The organism is Spirosoma pulveris (assembly GCF_054781875.1).
The window spans coordinates 391,152-407,725 of record NZ_BAAGTO010000004.1 but is presented as its reverse complement, the minus strand read 5'-3'; the positions used below and the strand labels follow the sequence as shown (position 1 = coordinate 407,725).

At 49.4% G+C, this 16,574-nt stretch carries 16 protein-coding genes; 15 read left to right on the top strand and 1 reads right to left on the bottom strand.

Features of this window, described 5'->3' with window-relative positions:
* The first annotated feature begins 84 nt into the window (after positions 1 to 84).
* The 15 genes from rpsB to ACYVJM_RS17455 all read left to right on the top strand — a co-directional run bounded on the left by rpsB (position 85) and on the right by ACYVJM_RS17455 (position 15,047).
* On the top strand, positions 85 to 918 hold the full coding sequence (gene rpsB, locus ACYVJM_RS17525) for a 30S ribosomal protein S2 (RefSeq protein WP_461149521.1): 834 nt from the start codon (positions 85 to 87) through the stop codon (positions 916 to 918).
* Positions 919 to 1,139: 221 nt separating this feature from the next.
* Positions 1,140 to 1,973, top strand: a complete 834-nt coding sequence (tsf, locus tag ACYVJM_RS17520; RefSeq protein ID WP_012929225.1) for a translation elongation factor Ts — start codon at positions 1,140 to 1,142, stop codon at positions 1,971 to 1,973.
* A gap of 195 nt (positions 1,974 to 2,168) precedes the next feature.
* Positions 2,169 to 2,777 (top strand): RNA polymerase sigma factor, encoded by a 609-nt coding sequence (locus ACYVJM_RS17515; protein ID WP_461149520.1) that lies wholly within the window; start codon positions 2,169 to 2,171, stop codon positions 2,775 to 2,777.
* Between the two features lie 6 nt (positions 2,778 to 2,783).
* Positions 2,784 to 2,990, top strand: a complete 207-nt coding sequence (locus tag ACYVJM_RS17510) for a hypothetical protein (protein ID WP_461149519.1) — start codon at positions 2,784 to 2,786, stop codon at positions 2,988 to 2,990.
* Positions 2,987 to 3,814, top strand: coding sequence for a mechanosensitive ion channel family protein (locus ACYVJM_RS17505; protein WP_461149518.1), 828 nt, complete (start codon positions 2,987 to 2,989; stop codon positions 3,812 to 3,814). The genes ACYVJM_RS17510 and ACYVJM_RS17505 overlap by 4 nt, the downstream gene beginning before the upstream one ends.
* A 110-nt stretch (positions 3,815 to 3,924) precedes the next feature.
* Entirely contained in the window at positions 3,925 to 4,881 is a 957-nt protein-coding gene (locus tag ACYVJM_RS17500; RefSeq protein ID WP_461149517.1) for a DUF3078 domain-containing protein, read from the top strand.
* Positions 4,882 to 4,963: 82 nt separating this feature from the next.
* Positions 4,964 to 5,296: a large conductance mechanosensitive channel protein MscL gene (gene mscL, locus ACYVJM_RS17495; protein ID WP_461149516.1), complete on the top strand. Its 333-nt coding sequence runs from the start codon at positions 4,964 to 4,966 to the stop codon at positions 5,294 to 5,296.
* A gap of 90 nt (positions 5,297 to 5,386) precedes the next feature.
* Positions 5,387 to 6,736, top strand: a complete 1,350-nt coding sequence (murD, locus tag ACYVJM_RS17490; RefSeq protein WP_461149515.1) for a UDP-N-acetylmuramoyl-L-alanine--D-glutamate ligase — start codon at positions 5,387 to 5,389, stop codon at positions 6,734 to 6,736.
* Positions 6,737 to 6,837: 101 nt separating this feature from the next.
* A complete protein-coding gene (locus ACYVJM_RS17485) occupies positions 6,838 to 7,959 on the top strand; it encodes an FtsW/RodA/SpoVE family cell cycle protein (RefSeq protein ID WP_097126454.1) in 1,122 nt (373 codons plus the stop codon).
* A gap of 28 nt (positions 7,960 to 7,987) precedes the next feature.
* Complete coding sequence (gene murG, locus ACYVJM_RS17480) at positions 7,988 to 9,082, top strand: undecaprenyldiphospho-muramoylpentapeptide beta-N-acetylglucosaminyltransferase (RefSeq protein ID WP_461149514.1); 1,095 nt, start codon at positions 7,988 to 7,990, stop codon at positions 9,080 to 9,082.
* A gap of 73 nt (positions 9,083 to 9,155) precedes the next feature.
* A complete protein-coding gene (gene murC / locus ACYVJM_RS17475) occupies positions 9,156 to 10,541 on the top strand; it encodes a UDP-N-acetylmuramate--L-alanine ligase (protein ID WP_461149513.1) in 1,386 nt (461 codons plus the stop codon).
* 37 nt (positions 10,542 to 10,578) lie between these two features.
* Complete coding sequence (locus ACYVJM_RS17470; protein ID WP_461149512.1) at positions 10,579 to 11,352, top strand: cell division protein FtsQ/DivIB; 774 nt, start codon at positions 10,579 to 10,581, stop codon at positions 11,350 to 11,352.
* Positions 11,349 to 12,746, top strand: a complete 1,398-nt coding sequence (ftsA, locus tag ACYVJM_RS17465) for a cell division protein FtsA (RefSeq protein ID WP_461149511.1) — start codon at positions 11,349 to 11,351, stop codon at positions 12,744 to 12,746. The genes ACYVJM_RS17470 and ftsA overlap by 4 nt, the downstream gene beginning before the upstream one ends.
* Positions 12,747 to 12,827: 81 nt before the next feature.
* On the top strand, positions 12,828 to 14,270 hold the full coding sequence (ftsZ, locus tag ACYVJM_RS17460; protein ID WP_461149510.1) for a cell division protein FtsZ: 1,443 nt from the start codon (positions 12,828 to 12,830) through the stop codon (positions 14,268 to 14,270).
* Between the two features lie 72 nt (positions 14,271 to 14,342).
* On the top strand, positions 14,343 to 15,047 hold the full coding sequence (locus tag ACYVJM_RS17455) for a DNA alkylation repair protein (RefSeq protein ID WP_461149509.1): 705 nt from the start codon (positions 14,343 to 14,345) through the stop codon (positions 15,045 to 15,047).
* 89 nt (positions 15,048 to 15,136) lie between these two features.
* Here the strand turns inward: ACYVJM_RS17455 and ffh are convergent, their stop codons facing one another.
* The gene (ffh, locus tag ACYVJM_RS17450) at positions 15,137 to 16,456 is read right to left on the bottom strand and encodes a signal recognition particle protein (protein WP_461149508.1); all 1,320 of its coding nucleotides are present in this window, start codon (positions 16,454 to 16,456) and stop codon (positions 15,137 to 15,139) included.
* Positions 16,457 to 16,574 lie beyond the last annotated feature (118 nt).

The window sequence follows — 16,574 nt, the reverse complement described above, 5'->3', positions numbered from 1 at the left end:
CGCAAATTTGTCCAGACTGCCCTTAGATGATGCCGACGGGCGGTGCTGCGTATCTATCAATAACATTCATTTTCAAAGTCTGAAATGGCACAAATTGAATATAAAGACCTCCTCGACGCTGGTGTGCACTTTGGCCACCTTACGCGTAAGTGGGACCCCCGGATGGCTCCGTACATCTTCATGGAGAAAAACGGCATCCATATTATTGACTTAAACAAAACGGTTGCGGCACTGGACGAAGCCTGCAATGCCATCAAAGGTATTGTTCGCTCGGGCCGGAAAGTGATGTTCGTCGCTACGAAGAAGCAGGCACAGGAAATCGTTTCGGAAGAAGCACGTCGCCTGAAAATGCCTTACGTTACCGATCGCTGGCAGGGCGGTATGTTAACGAACTTCGCTACGATTCGGAAGTCGCTGAAGAAAATGCAAACGCTGGACAAAATGCTGAAAGACGAGGAGACCGTTAAGAGCATTGCCAAGCGTGAGCGTTTGACCCGCAGCCGCGATAAAGAAAAACTGGAGCGTGTACTGGGCGGTATTGCCGACCTGACTCGCTTGCCAGCTGCTCTGTTCGTGGTTGACGTAAAACGCGAACACATTGCCGTTGCCGAAGCACACCGTCTGGGTATCCCCGTATTTGCCATGTGCGATACGAACTCGAACCCCGAAGAGGTGGATTTCGCTATCCCGGCCAATGATGACGCCTACAAGTCGATTTCACTGATCACGCTTGCCATCGGTAAGGCCATCGAAGAGGGTCTGATGGAGCGGAAGCAGGATAAAGACGATCAGCGTGTGCAGGAAGAAGAAGAAGCTAAACGCAACGAAGATGCAGCCCAGGCTAAAGCTGAAGGCGAGTCGATGCCGGAAGCCGCTTCTGCCCCAGCCGCTGTTGCTGAAGACGAGCAGGAAGCCTAGTAGAGTCAGTAAGTTGGTAAATCCATACGTTAATAAGTTGACATACCATAGAGTCTTTCTATGTATACCTGCTTTTTAACTGACGAATGTACCAGCTTAACAGCTTTATAACTTCATAGGAATAGCCCGTAGCCAGCCGCTATGGGCTATTCCATTTCAGGATACAACTCACTGAGTACCAAACATTTTTTGGCAATTTAAATCGATAATCACCTATTACTATGGCAATTACCGCTGCTGACGTAAACAAACTTCGGCAAGAGACTGGAGCCGGCATGATGGACTGTAAAAAAGCCCTCACCGAAGCCGATGGCGATTTTGAAAAAGCAAAAGAGATTCTGCGTAAGCAGGGTCAGAAAATAGCCGACAAACGGGCTGATAACGCAACTGCCGAAGGTATTGTACTGGCACACGTTAGCCCGGATGGCACAACAGGTAAAGTGATCGCTCTGGCCTGTGAAACGGAGCCTGTATCGAAAGTTGCCGATTTCCAGAATCTGGCGATGGCCATTATGAGCACTGCCGTTGCTTCCGATGTTACAGACAAAGCAACCTTACTGGCCACGCCACAAGCGGATGGCCGGGCTCTTCAGGACCACATCACGGACCTGATGGGTAAAATCGGTGAAAAAATCGATGTCGCTTCGTTTGAAACGGTATCTGCCGATAAAGTGGTATCGTACATTCACTCGAACGGCAAACTGGGCGTACTGGTAGGTTTGAACAACACTAACGGTACCGATGTGACCGAAGTGGGTAAAGACATCGCCATGCAGATTGCAGCTATGAAACCTGTAGCGCTCGATAAAGACGGCGTCGATGCGACCATCGTTCAGCGCGAAATCGAAATCGGAAAAGAGCAGGCTCGTCAGGAAGGCAAGCCCGAAGCGATGCTCGAAAAAATCGCTATGGGCAAACTGAACAAATTCTACAAAGACAATACGTTGTTGAACCAGGAATTTGTGAAAGACACCTCTTTGACGATTAGCCAGTTACTGGAAAAAACCAGCAAAGGCCTGACCGTATCGGCGTTCAAGCGGGTAGCGATCGGCTAATTGCAACGAATATCCTTTAGTGAAAACACCCGGCTGAGAAGCCGGGTGTTTTTTTATGGGCAAAATCAGCCCGTACCCAATTAGCTCAAAAATCAACTTGCTGTCGCCCTATAGTATCGTTAACAGCAGCCTGAGGGCAGTAGACAATGTTACTTTTAGCCCGGATTTATGTCTCATTAACCACCACTGTAAAAAATGGAACATATTTCTGATGAGGAGTTGGTTCGCCTGTATATCACGACACAGCGGAACATCTATTTTGAGCGTCTATATGAACGCTATTCTAATAAGGTGTACCGCAAATGCCTATCCTTCACAAAAGACCCTGTTCGAGCAGAAGACCTGACACACGACGTTTTTTTAAAACTGGTCGTCAAATTAAGCAGCTTTCGTGAACAGGCGAAGTTCTCAACCTGGCTGTACTCAATAACGTACAATTACTGTACTGACCAGCTAAGAGCGCACAATCTTCGGAAAGAAGTATACATGGATGATAGCTGGGATCGGCTGGAGACGGGTATGGATGACGGGCTGGGCGAAATAGCAGAAATGGAAGCCCAACAGTTGGAAAAGGCTTTACATCAGTTGCTTCCCGAAGAACAAACCATGCTTCTGATGAAATACCAGGATGATATTAGCATCCGGGAGATAGCCAACTTTGCCGGTATAACCGAGAGTGCGGTGAAAATGCGACTTAAGCGAGCGCGTGATAAACTACGTAAATATTACCTCGAAGGGGTTGTATTCTGGCTACTGGTGGCGGCTAAACTGGCACTTTCCATCCGCTGGCCCTTTCGTCACTAACACGTTATGGAAACAGCAAATCCCTTTAAAGAACTCGAACCGGATGACATATGCCCACCTCATTTGCAAAATGAACTGGTCACCGAAATTGACCTTATCCGAAATACAATCACGATTATAGAAATCTATATCGGCGATTTATTCAGTCTGGCTTCCGTACTGGCAAACCCACCCTCCCTGACACCCAACGATACATCCGATCCAATAGAATGAAGAAGCTCCCAAACCTGGCTGAAATTTTACAAAACACCTTTCAGACACTTATCGACCAATTTATTGACTTTGTTCCGCGAATTATCGGCGCACTTGTCATTCTCCTGATCGGTATTGGCGTTGCCCGACTGGCAGCTTTTGTTGTTCAGCGGGTTTTGGGCCGGGTAGGGTTCGACAAAATTGGCGACCGGCTTAACCAAATCAGTGTCATCAAGCAACTGAATACCGAAATCAAGCTCAGCGAAATTATCGCTAAAGTCCTTTATTACTTCATTCTCCTGGTGTTTATCATGGCCGCCACCGAGACCTTGGGCGTAGCGGCTATCACCGAAATGGTCTCCTCGCTGGTAAACTTCATCCCCAAGCTCCTGGCAGCCGCCATCATGCTGCAGGTAGGGGTGCTACTGGCCGATACCCTGCGCGGAGCGGTAGTGAGCCTGTGCCAGTCGTTCAATATTGCCGCCGGTCGTCTGCTCAGCATGATCGTTTTTGTCTTTTTCCTGATTGTCACCATCATCAGTGCACTGGGCCAGGCGGGTATCAACACCGAATTACTCGAATCAAGCTTTAACCTCATCATAGGCGGGGTCATCTTCGCCTTTGCCGTCGGGTATGGTATTGCTTCGCGCGACGTCATGGCAAATGTACTGTCGTCCTTTTACACGAAAAATAAATACAAAGAAGGGCAACTCGTTCAAATCGACGATGTGAAAGGGGAAATCCTAAAGATTGATACACTATCCATAACGCTGCGTACCGGCGATACAACAACCGTTGTACCACTGCAGACGCTGCAGTCTAAAAACGTGGAAGTATTCAGTTAAACTGAAAAATGACTTTCTGCCAACGTACTGATTTCCAGTTGATAGCTTAACTATTGACTGAATAATCAGTGACCGATCTGCCATCTGCCTAAAATCAACTTATACAATCAATGAAGCAAATTTTACTCTGTTTGACCGCTTCAATCTGGATACAGACGGCAAAAGCACAGGATTCTAGCCGGGTTACAACAAACTTCAAGGATACAGTAGCCGTTAAACCAGACACCTCATACTGGCAGCGCTCCTTCAGTGGCGGGGTCAACTTCAACCAGGCTTCGTTCAGTAACTGGTCGGGGGGCGGGGTCAACTCCATTGCCATCGGGGGTGTTGTAGCTGCCCGCGCTTTCTACGAAAAAGGCAAAACATCGTGGGACAACACCGCTGATCTTCAGTTAGGGTACGTAACGCAGTTAGGAAATACCCGCAAAGCCGCCGATCAGATTATTCTCATTTCCGTACTGGGTCATAAGATAGCGCCCAAGTGGGATTTGTTCGTCTCCGGAACCTTCAACACATTCTTCACTGCCGGTTATCGATACGACAAACTCCCTACTGATCAAACCAGCCTGAAGGTATCCAATTTTTTTGCCCCGGCTCAGCTGACATTTTCCACCGGTTTGGCGTATAAGCCCAACGACTGGTTTGCCTTACGGATTAGCCCGTTAGCTCCCCGCTTCACCTTCCTGGCCGACCAGAGTGTTCGCGTACGGCAGGATGCCAAAACAGGGCTGTACGTCAGCGATCCCAGCCAAAAGGCTTATGGTGTTGACCCTGGAAAAAGCAGTCGTACCGAATGGCTGGCCTTCCAGTTACAGGCAGCTCTGACTAAACCACTCAGCGAAAACGTATCCATAAACGCCCGCTATCAACTGTTCACAGAGTATGCGCAGCTGGGCAACATCAATCACCGGCTCGACCTGATTCTAACGGCTAAAATAAGTCGGTACCTGAATACCACATTTGGCCTGATTGCCCTCTACAATAAAGATTTTAGTAGTGAGCTACAGATTCAGCAAACGCTGGCCATTGGCCTCTCCTACAACCTGAGTTCTTTCCGCAAAAAGTAACGAGTTTAAGCTATAGAAAACCTTACTCAACCCCCGTAATCTTAATCTAACTTCATTTTCTACCCTAAACTAAGTCGTTCTCATGTTAAGCGAGTTTCGTACGTTCATTGCTCAGGGCAGTGTATTGGATTTGGCCGTTGGTGTCATCATCGGCGCAGCTTTCGGTAAATTAGTAAACTCATTTGTGGAAGACATTATCAATCCAATTCTGGGCCTGGTGATGGGAGGAACTGACTTTAGTCAGTTAAAAATAGTGTTGAAAGAAGCGGTCGGAGAGGTTCCGGAAGTCGCCATCCGGTATGGTAACTTCCTCAATACGTTTATTCAGTTCCTACTCATCGCCTGGGTCATTTTTATGATCGTTAAAGCAGCTAACCGCGCTCGCCTATCAAACTCTTTAGCACCTAAAGAATAATCGGTCAGGTTAAATTTTTACGTAAAGAGCCCCGGTATATGGCCGGGGCTCTTTTTTTATGTGTTATTTTGCCGGTTGTATTGTTTACTTATGGCAGTTCAAAAAATAGTTATCCTTGGCGGGGGTGAAAGTGGTGTAGGCGCGGCCCTGCTGGCACAAGCTAAAGGTTTTGCAGTGTTCCTGTCCGATAGAGGTACCCTTAAAGAAAGTTACCGGACTACACTTCAGACGGCCGGCATCCCTTTTGAAGAAGGCCAGCATACCGAAGCGCAGATCTTGGGCGCAACCGAAGTTGTGAAAAGTCCGGGCATTCCATCAACGGTTCCGCTGGTACAAAAACTCATTGCACAGGGTACACCCGTTATTTCGGAAATTGAATTTGCTGCCCGCTATACAAAGGCAAAACTCATTGGCATTACCGGCAGTAATGGTAAAACAACCACCACGCTGCTCACCTACCACCTGCTCAAAACGGCCGGGTTCAATGTAGGGCTAGCCGGGAATATCGGTGATAGTTTCGCCGAACAGGTGATTGCCGATACATACGACTATTATGTACTGGAACTGAGCAGCTTTCAGCTGGATGATATGTACCAAACGCAGCTCGATGTAATGGTGCTGCTGAACATTACGCCCGACCATCTGGACCGGTACAATTACGAGTTCCAAAACTACGTAGCGTCAAAGTTTCGTATTTTACAGAACGCCCGCCCGTCCGATAGTTTCATTTATTTTGCGGAGAACCAGCCCATTTTGGACGAGTTGGAAAAGCGGCAGCCCGACGTACAGAAACTGCCGATTTCACTTCAATCTACTCCATCACCGGGTGGCTATCTGGTCAACGGTCAGTTAACAGCGAGGGCTCAAACGAATTCTTTCTTTATCCAGCAAAACGAAACGCCATTGCGTGGCCCGCATAATGCCCTCAACATGCTGGCGGCTATCCTGGCGGCTCAGTCGGTGGGTGTTACCAGCGAGGCCATTGAAACCGGTTTAAAAACGTTTCAGAATGCCGCTCACCGACTCGAACCAGCGGGCACGATTAACGGAATACAGTTTATCAACGACTCGAAAGCCACCAATGTCGATTCTGTATTTTACGCCTTGTCGAGTATGGATGCGCCCACGATCTGGATAGCCGGTGGGCAGGATAAAGGCAATGATTACGGCCAGCTAGACGAGCTGGTGAGCCAAAAAGTGAAAGCCCTGATTTGCCTGGGCGTCGATAATCATAAATTAGTCGATCATTTCGGCAGTAAAATTCCGTTAATTTACGAAACACAGGATGTAACGGATGCCATCAGGAAAGGCCTTGAGTTGGGGCAACCTGGTGATGTTGTCCTGCTATCCCCTGCCTGCGCCAGCTTCGACCTATTCAAAAATTATGAAGACCGAGGCAATCAATTTAAAGCAGCCGTTCAAAAGATGCATGATGTATGATACATGTAGGATGTATACTGTAATTAGCCGCGAAAGCAGTATATCCTACATCACACATCCTACACCCTACATCCTACACTCTATATCATACATCAAAAAACATGTTTCTTCGCGATTGGATTCGTACACACCTTAAAGGAGATCGCCAGATTTGGTGGATTGTCCTTTATTTGTCCATTATGAGCGTTCTGGTTGTGTATAGCGCGACGGGGACGAAGGCCTTTCGCGAGCTCGACGGGAATACCGAAATCTTTTTGCTCAAGCACGGCTCCCTCCTGCTGATCGGGCTGGCCTGTACCTATTTTGCACACAAGATCAACTACGTGTATTATGCCCGGCTGTCGAAATTTGGCTTGTGGCTTTCTATTCCGCTTTTGCTTTGGGCCTTCTTTAAGGGCTCAACCCTGAACGATGCCTCGCGCTGGGTAACAATTCCCATTATTAACCAGACGTTTCAACCCTCCGATCTGGCCAAACTCGCGCTCATTTCCAATCTGGCGGCCATGCTGGCAAAACGACAGCGCTTCATGAGCGACCCCATCGTCTTGTTTAACCTGATTCTGTGGATTGGTGTCATTTGCTCGCTTATAATCCTGTCCAATACCTCAACAGCACTGCTGCTGGGGGCTACCTGCTTTTTGCTGATGTATATCGGCCGGGTGCCGGTTCGCTACCTAGGCTATATGATTGCCGTTTGTGTGGTATTTGGCGGTATAGCTTTGGCGGCCGGGCAGCGCTTTGGCACGGCCTCTAACCGAGTGAAGAACTTTATGAGTTCAGATACCATCTTTTATCAGGTCGAGCAGTCCTACATTGCCCTGGCTAACGGGGGCCTCACGGGCCAGGGGCCGGGCAACAGCCACCAGCGAAATACCCTGCCGAATCCGTTTTCCGACTTCATCTACGCCATCATCGTTGAAGAGTACGGCTTGTTGCTGGGTGGCATTCCAGTTATACTGGCCTATCTTTGGTTTTTGTGGCGAGGCATGAAAACCCTCCAAAAGGCCACCCGCCCTTTTGGAGGACTGTTATCGGCGGGTTTAACGTTTAGCATTGTTTTTCAGGCATTTGCCAGTATTTGTGTAGCCATTGGCCTGGCTCCCGTAACCGGGCAGCCGTTGCCATTGCTAAGTATGGGCGGTACATCGTTGATATTTACCGGCTTAGCCATCGGCATTGTATTGAGCGTAAGTCGTGACGAAGCCGACGAAAGTAAAATTTGACTCAACCAGCTTCTAAACAGTAATCTGAATGAAAATAATTATCAGCGGTGGCGGTACGGGAGGACATATTTACCCCGCTATCGCCATTGCCAATGAGCTCAAGGCCATAGACCCCGCAACAGAAATTCTGTTTGTAGGTGCTGAGGGTAAGATGGAAATGGAAAAGGTGCCCCGCGCTGGATATACCATCGTTGGCTTACCCGTGGTAGGGATCAAGCGGGAGCTGACCCTGGCAAATCTGGCCTTTCCATTCAAACTGGGCCGGAGTTTAGTACGAGCGCAGCAGATTGTGCGCGAGTTCAAACCCGATGCCGCCGTGGGGGTAGGTGGCTATGCCAGCGGACCCCTGCTTTTGGCGGCCTCCCTGAAAGGTATACCTACACTTATTCAGGAACAGAATTCCTATGCCGGCTTAACCAATAAAGTGCTGGCGCGATGGGCAAAGCGTATTTGTGTGGCCTATCCCGGCATGGACGCGTTCTTTGCGGCCGATAAGATCAAACTGACAGGAAACCCCGTTCGTAGTGATATCCAGTTTGCCAGCCAGCAGGTTGAAGCGGGGCGAACGCTGTTCGGCATTGACGGTAATCACCCAACGTTATTGATTATAGGCGGTAGCCAGGGCGCCCGTACTCTCAATGAAAGCCTGGAAGGCGGTTTGCAACGGTTTGTCGACGCTGGTATTCAAGTGATCTGGCAGACTGGGCCAGCCTTCATTGAGCGGGCTAAAGCAGCCGTGGCGGCAACCGGCTCATCGCTCATCAAAGCGTATGACTTTATTTATGATATGGATAAAGCCTATGCTGTTGCCAACTCTGTTGTGTCGCGGGCGGGTGCTTTATCGGTGTCGGAGTTATGTCTGGTTGGTCGTCCCGCTATTCTCGTTCCTCTGCCTACAGCGGCCGAAGACCATCAGACCAAAAACGCGATGAGCCTGGTAGAGCATAACGCAGCCCTACTCATCAATGACCGGAATGCCCGTGAAGAACTGGTTACGGCGGCCCTGAAGTTACTGGCTAACCCCGCCCAACAGCAGCAGTTAAGCCAGCAGATAAAAACGCTGGGTAAACCCAATGCTGCCCGCGATATTGCCAACGAAGTAATTAAATTAACGAGGTCATAATAAGCTCCATCTGTTGCCTACGCAAAAAGCAGTATAGCTAACAGCCGGAGCCGGAAACGACCAACAATCAGACATGACATTAGCTCAATTCAAATACATTTATTTCCTCGGCATCGGCGGTATCGGCATGAGCGCCCTGGCCCGCTGGTTTCAGGTAAATGGCTATGCCGTAGCCGGATACGATAAAACGCCCACCGCCCTGACGAATGCGCTTGAGTCGGAAGGGATGATCATTCACTTTACAGAAGACGTCGACCAGATTCCGGCCGAATTTCGGGCCAAGCCAGCCGAAACACTGGTTATTTACACACCTGCGGTTCCTAAAACTCACGCGGAATATATCTACCTAACCGAACAAGGTTTTACGCTTCAGAAACGGTCGCAGGTGTTGGGATTACTGGCTGGTCAAATGACAACCATTGGCGTAGCCGGTACGCACGGAAAAACAACAACCTCGTCGATGGTTGCCCATATTCTGCGGGATTCGGGGGTTAACTGCGCGGCTTTCCTGGGCGGTATCACTAACAATTATGGCACGAACTTCCTGCTCAACGAACCCGCCGACGACCTTAAATCGGTGGTGTGCGTGGTTGAAGCAGATGAGTTCGACCGCTCTTTCCTGACACTCTTTCCTAAATACGCCATCGTCACCTCCACGGATGCCGACCACCTGGATATTTACGGAGCACACGACGCCGTCCTTGAATCGTTTGGTAAGTTTGTTAGCCAGATTGAGCCGGATGGTGTTTTGTTTATGAAGCAAGGGCTCTCGCTGACAGATAAGACAAAGGCCACCGTTCGGCCTTACTCGCTCAAAGAAGGTGATTATTATAGTCAGAACCTTCGGATTGAAAAGGCCACCTTCGTCTTTGACCTGGTGCATCCGGGTGGCGTCATCACCGATATTCAGTTGCTGGTTCCCGGTTTTCATAATGTAGAAAATGCGGTAGCAGCGGGGGCGGTAGCATTGGAAGTCGGCGTATCGCCGGAGGCTATCCGATCGGCGCTAACGAGTTACCGGGGGGTTCGCCGTCGTTTCGAGTACATTCTTAAAACCGATTCGACCGTCTTCATCGACGATTATGCCCACCATCCGGCAGAAGTCGAGGCCTTTTTATCGTCGGTAAAAGCACTTTATCCGGATCGTGACGTGACGGCCATTTTTCAGCCTCACCTCTTTAGCCGCACGCGTGATTTTGCCGACGGTTTTGCCGAAAGCCTTTCTCTGGCAGATCACGTTATTTTATTGGATATTTACCCGGCGCGTGAACTACCAATGGAAGGCGTCACATCGGATCTGATTTTCCGGAACCTACGCTCGAAAACGAAAATAAAATGCACCAAAGACGATTTAGTTAACGTTCTGCGGGAATTGAAGCCTACATTGCTTGTCACTATTGGTGCGGGGGATATTGACCAACAACTAAACACAATAAAAAACCTCCTAAAAGACCAATAGATAAAAATATCTAAAAAACAACCTATCTTATTTACAGATGTTTTCTACCTTTAAATCATCCAAAAAGTGGTTACTCTCGGCAGGAGGCATTTTAACTCTGTTCGGGCTTATTGCTTTTACTGAAGTTCGGCACGGACAAAAACGCGTTAAATCCGTTGTTGTCAGGCTGGATGAGGTTGATGGTCACCGTTTTCTGACCCGTAGGGATGTAATCGGGTACCTGACTAACCAGGGAGCGGATCCGGTGGTCGGAGAACACTACGATGAGGTTGATCTCCGACGGTTGGAAGTGAGACTGCGGCAACATGGTCTAATAAAAAGTTGTCAGGTCTCCCGTGACTTAAATGGTGACTTACTCGTCAACATAGAACAGCCTCGCCCTCTGGCACGGCTGATGCCCTTTGGCGATGGGATCAGGAGTGTGTCGGGACAGTACGTGAGCGAAGAGGGACGTTTCTTCCCGATTTCGATGAATTACTCAGCAAGGGTACCAGTTTTGACGGGGATTTTTTTTGCTCATAACCGTTCGTTATCGAACAAACGAAACCAACCGCTCCTGGAATTGTTAAAGCGCATACAGGATGATCCGTTTTGGCGGGCGCAAATCACCGAAATATCGGTAGACGAGCGGGGTGAAGTGACGATGTGGCCGCAACTGGGTAGTCATAGAATCGAGTTTGGCCCGCCAACAGAACTGGATGCAAAGTTTAAGAAGTTAAAGTTAGTGTATACGGACGTTTTACCGGCTAAAGGCTGGAATCGCTATAGCCGGGTGAGCGTTCAGTACCGAAATCAAATAGTTTGCGAATGACATCAACAGGCATGGACGAGAAAATAGTAGTTGGTCTGGACATTGGCAGTACCAAAGTTTGCGCCGTAGCCGGCCGATTGATTCGAAATAATAAAGAGCAGGAAACACTCGAAGTACTGGGTGTGGGCGAAACGAATTTGACCGATGGTGTAGCGAAAGGTTCTGTCGTTAATGTCAACAATACAGTTAATGCCATCAGACGCGCTGTAGCTGACGCATCGAATCAATCCAATTTGAACATTCACCTGGTGAATGTCAGTTTCAGCGGCTCTCATGTCACCTCGATCAAGTCGAGTGGCAGCATTACCCGCTCATCGTCGGGCGATGAAGTGCAGACGGAAGACATTGATCATCTGCTCAATGATATGTACCGCACCTCTATTCCAGCCGATAAGGAAATCATTCATGTGCTGCCAATGGATTTTGTAGTTGACAATGAAACTAGTGTCAACCAACCCGTTGGACGAAACGGCGTTAAATTAGGCGCTGATTTTCAGCTCATTACAGCCCAGGCCAATGCAGCACGCAATATTCGCAAGTGTATTGTACGCAATAATCTGGCTCAGGATACCATGATGCTGTCTGCACTGGCGTCCGGGCTGGCGGTACTGACGGATGAAGAGAAATATGCGGGTGTTGCCCTCGTGGACATCGGTGGAGGCACTACCGAAATGGCCATTTATTACCGAAATGTCCTGCGGCATGTAGCGGTTTTCCCCTGGGCTGGTAACAGCCTGACCTCTGACATTCAGGCAGGCTGCAAAATCCTCCCGAATCAGGCCGAACTTCTCAAGAAAAAATTTGGCAGCGCAAACCCCAACGAATACAACCTCAATGAGGTTGTCGCCGTGCCGGGCTTGAGTAATCGTAAGCCGAAAGATGTACTTTTGAAAAATGTAGCGGTCATTATTGAAGACCGACTGCGTGAAATTGCGGCTCTGGTACAGGCAGAAATTATTCGCTCGGGGTACGATGGCAAGCTGCTGGGCGGTATCGTCTTAACGGGTGGTTCAGCGCTCATTCCGGGTGTTGAGCTTATTTTTGGGCGGGTAACCAGCGTCGAAGAAGTTCGGGTGGGTTATCCTGAACACCTGGAACCCAATGGTCGCGCCGACCTTGTTGGCGACCCGGCCTATGCAACAGCCGTTGGCCTGGTGTGGGCAGGGTACAAGACCATTGATAACCGAATCTCGTTCATCAGTGATCCTAACCGGGCCTATAAAGAGGAGGACCAGCCTATGGGGCCAACTCGTCCGGTGTATCCGTCCGGAAGCAGCGTAAGCAAACCGCCGGTGGGTGTTAAGCAACCCGAACCGGAGCCTAAGAAAAGCTGGTTTGACAAACTTAAGGAGGCTCTCCAGCCAACGAGAGGAAACGAGACCGATACGTATTGATGACCGTAACGAACCAGCCTTATGCCGGTTTGATCGCGAAAAGGGACTTTTTACAACGAACAGACACCACAGACCGACACGATGAATAGTCAGGGCTATAGATTCGAACTCCCAGATGACAACCCAATCATAATTAAGGTTGTCGGTGTGGGCGGCATGGGCGGTAATGCCGTCAAGCACATGCACAAACTGAAGATGCAGGATGTGAGTTTTGCGGTATGCAATACTGATCGCCAAGCTCTTATGAGCAATCCTGTGCCCACAAAATTGCAGTTAGGCGATGGTCTGGGAGCGGGTACTGAAGCTAAAGCAGGCGAAGATGCTGCCCGGGCCAGTCTCGAAGAAATCCGTAATCTGCTGGCTCCACCTACCAAAATGGTCTTCATTACGGCGGGTATGGGTGGCGGTACCGGTACCGGAGCAGCTCCCGTAGTCGCGGAAGTAGCCCGGGAAATGGGCTTGCTGACCGTAGCCGTGGTGACTGCTCCGTACTGGTATGAAGGTACCGACAAGAAAGAGCAGGCTCGCGAAGGGATTGAAAAACTAAAAAAGAGCTGCGACACCGTTCTCGTTGTTCTCAACGATAAACTGGCTGAGCTATACAGTGAACTGACTTGGACAGAAGCCTATGCACACGCAGATGATGTGCTGGCCAATGCTGTAAAAAGTATTGCGGAGATCATTACCACGCAGGGCGATATCAACGCTGACTTTGCCGACGTAAAGAAGGTACTTGAACAGGCTGGTCAGTCGGTTATGGGATCGGCGGAAGTATCAGGCGAAGACCGGGCCTTACGGGCTATCGAAGCGGCTCTGAATTCCCCGTTGCTTAATGACCACGATATTCGGGGTGCCAAACGAATTCTGCTGACCATTTCGTCGAGTAAGGAACATGCGATGCGCCTGAAAGAACAGATGGCCATCTCGGAACACGTGGCGAAGAAAATCCAGAATGAAGCCAAAATGTTTAAGTTTGGCGCCATCACGGACGATGCGCTGGGAGAAAGTTTGCGGGTTACCATCATTGCCGCTGGTTTTGATGGAACAACCACGTTGATGGAGCAGCTTAAAGATACGTCGATTCAGAACCCGCCAGCGCCGGTTGAGTTAGAGCCGGAACCGGAAATATTGCCTCAGGAACCCTTTTTACAGCCTGAGCCCGTGAATGAGCTTGTACTGATTGCTGACGATGGGGAGGAAATCGATCCAAACCCAGTGAATTTGAGCGCCAAAACAGACGATAAACAAACGCCAACCAGTTATAACGGAACGACAATAATTCGGCCGGAGACACCCGGCATTATTCGTCCACTTCCGCACGATGATTCAGATGTGTTGCTGCTTGATGACGAAGAGCGCCCCAGTGACGCCGATATAATCAAGCGGACGGTCGACGCGTTTGTGAAGGGTCAATACCTGGCCGCTGATCTCGACCGACCTACGTTCGAGCGCAACAAAACTATGCTGTACACCTTACCCTTGTTATCTGAGCAAGAATTTGTACGGTCGAAACTGAACGATTAGTTGACTGGTAGTTAGCGAAGTATTGTAATTCGGCAGAGATTCAACGGAGTCTCTGCCTTTTCTTTTGCACCTATGGAGCCGACCTACACCAACATAAAAAACGCCCTGCTCGCCCTGGCCAACCCTGATCGCGCTGTACAGGTAGCTCGTTTTTTCAAAACCGGACCGGGACAATACGGCGAAGGCGACCAATTCATGGGACTATCCATGCCGCAGCAGCATACCCTTGCCAAGCAATTCCTGCATCTTTCTATGGATGAAACGGAGCTATTGATACGCGATTCGTTTCATGAATGTCGAATGGTTGGGTTGCTAATCTGGGTTAACCAGAACCGAAGAGCAGCATCGATACAACAGGAAATTATACTGGAACGGTATCTGGCTAATCGGCACTATGTTAACAACTGGGATCTGGTTGATGTGACCTGCCCGCATATCCTTGGCCCACACCTGCTGAAAGGCGACCGCTCCCTGTTGTATGATCTGGCAAATGAAGACCACTTATGGAGCCAGCGGATAGCTATTGTGTCAACCTTATCGCTCATCAGGCGGGGGCAGTTTGCCGATACCTTCGCCATTGCAGAGTTGCTTCTGGCACATAAGCATGACCTCATTCATAAAGCTATCGGCTGGATGCTCCGGGAAGTCGGGAAGCGCAGCCCGGATGCGCTGGAGGAGTTCCTGCACGACCACGTCCGGCAATTGCCCCGAACCGCTCTCCGCTACGCCATTGAACGATTTGACCCGGCACGACGGCGTTATTATCTGGACTTGTAAAACAAAGAGTCAGGTACTGTCACGAGCGAGTTGCAAACAACCCGACTATTGTTGACAATACCTGACTCTTTTACTGACCGGTCAATTTCTTACCGCATCATTTTGTTTAGCTTCCCTGACGACTGCATGGTGTTCATTTTCTTCATCATCTTGCGCATTTCGTCAAACTGCTTCAGCAAATTATTCACCTGAGTGATGCTGGTGCCGCTACCGTTGGCAATACGCTTTTTACGGCTGCCGTCAATGATGTCGGGACGGCTGCGTTCTTTGGGTGTCATGGAGCTGATAATCGCTTCGATTGGTTTGAATGAATCGTTATCAATATCCAAGTCTTTTATCATCTTGCCCATACCGGGAATCATTCCAAGCAGGTCTTTCACGTTACCCATCTTCTTGATCTGCTGCAACTGCGACAGGAAGTCGTCGAAGTCGAACTGATTCTTACGCATCTTCGCATTGATGCGCTTGGATTCGTCTTCGTCAAAGGCCTGCTGCGCCCGCTCAACCAGCGAAATCACATCGCCCATGCCCAAAATACGGCTGGCCATACGATCGGGATAGAACACATCGAGTGCTTCCATCTTCTCGCCCGTACTGATAAACTTGATCGGCTTGTTAACCACCGTTTTGATCGAAAGAGCCGCTCCACCGCGGGCGTCGCCATCAAGTTTGGTCAATACAACACCGTCAAAATTCAGGCGTTCGTTGAACGTCTTTGCCGTGTTGACCGCATCCTGTCCGGTCATAGAGTCAACGACAAAGAGCGTTTCCGATGGTGAAATAGCGCGTTTGAGGGCTTCAATTTCCTGCATCATTGCTTCGTCGACGGCCAGACGTCCGGCAGTATCGACGATTACAATCTTCTTACCGGTCTTACGTGCCAGCGCAATCCCGTTCTGAGCAATCTCAACGGCGTTTTTATTTTCCGGCTCGGCATACACCTCTACCCCAACCTGTTCACCCAATACTTTTAACTGGTCGATAGCCGCCGGACGATAGATATCGGCAGCAACCAGCAACACATTACGGCCCTGTTTCTTCAAATAGGCCGCCAGTTTACCCGAGAAAGTCGTTTTACCGGAACCCTGCAAGCCAGCAATCAGCATAACAGCCGGATCGCCCTTGATATTGATTCCCTGCGCTTCGCCCCCCATCAGTTCCGTCAGTTCTTCCTGAACGATCTTGACAAACAGTTGGCCGGGCTCAACTGAAATAAGCACCTTTCGGTCAAGGGCCTTATCGCGGATGCGATCCGTGATCTCTTTCGCTACTTTATAGTTAACGTCGGCATCGGTGAGCGCGCGACGAACTTCCTTAATCGTCGCAGCAACGTTAATTTCTGTAATGCGGCCTTGCCCCTTTAGGGTTTTGATGGCCTTATTTAGCTTATCCTGAAGATTCTCAAACATAGTCTATGACAAACAACGGTACAAAGATAACAGTTTCTGGTGGGCGTTTTTACAGACAAATACTACCAAGCCTTACTTATGCGTTATTTTCTGGAAGCCAACTTATTGAAGCGTCCAT

Bases quoted from the DNA above. Each gene is read 5' to 3' on its own strand.
- ACYVJM_RS17515 (WP_461149520.1), top strand. From the start codon at position 2,169: ATGGAACATATTTCTGATGAGGAGTTGGTTCGCCTGTATATCACGACA.
- ftsA (WP_461149511.1), top strand. From the start codon at position 11,349: ATGACATCAACAGGCATGGACGAGAAAATAGTAGTTGGTCTGGACATT.
- tsf (WP_012929225.1), top strand. From the start codon at position 1,140: ATGGCAATTACCGCTGCTGACGTAAACAAACTTCGGCAAGAGACTGGA.
- murD (WP_461149515.1), top strand. From the start codon at position 5,387: ATGGCAGTTCAAAAAATAGTTATCCTTGGCGGGGGTGAAAGTGGTGTA.
- murC (WP_461149513.1), top strand. From the start codon at position 9,156: ATGACATTAGCTCAATTCAAATACATTTATTTCCTCGGCATCGGCGGT.
- ACYVJM_RS17500 (WP_461149517.1), top strand. From the start codon at position 3,925: ATGAAGCAAATTTTACTCTGTTTGACCGCTTCAATCTGGATACAGACG.
- ACYVJM_RS17505 (WP_461149518.1), top strand. From the start codon at position 2,987: ATGAAGAAGCTCCCAAACCTGGCTGAAATTTTACAAAACACCTTTCAG.
- rpsB (WP_461149521.1), top strand. From the start codon at position 85: ATGGCACAAATTGAATATAAAGACCTCCTCGACGCTGGTGTGCACTTT.
- murG (WP_461149514.1), top strand. From the start codon at position 7,988: ATGAAAATAATTATCAGCGGTGGCGGTACGGGAGGACATATTTACCCC.
- ffh (WP_461149508.1), bottom strand. From the start codon at position 16,456: ATGTTTGAGAATCTTCAGGATAAGCTAAATAAGGCCATCAAAACCCTA.
- ACYVJM_RS17485 (WP_097126454.1), top strand. From the start codon at position 6,838: ATGTTTCTTCGCGATTGGATTCGTACACACCTTAAAGGAGATCGCCAG.
- ACYVJM_RS17455 (WP_461149509.1), top strand. From the start codon at position 14,343: ATGGAGCCGACCTACACCAACATAAAAAACGCCCTGCTCGCCCTGGCC.
- ftsZ (WP_461149510.1), top strand. From the start codon at position 12,828: ATGAATAGTCAGGGCTATAGATTCGAACTCCCAGATGACAACCCAATC.
- mscL (WP_461149516.1), top strand. From the start codon at position 4,964: ATGTTAAGCGAGTTTCGTACGTTCATTGCTCAGGGCAGTGTATTGGAT.
- ACYVJM_RS17510 (WP_461149519.1), top strand. From the start codon at position 2,784: ATGGAAACAGCAAATCCCTTTAAAGAACTCGAACCGGATGACATATGC.
- ACYVJM_RS17470 (WP_461149512.1), top strand. From the start codon at position 10,579: ATGTTTTCTACCTTTAAATCATCCAAAAAGTGGTTACTCTCGGCAGGA.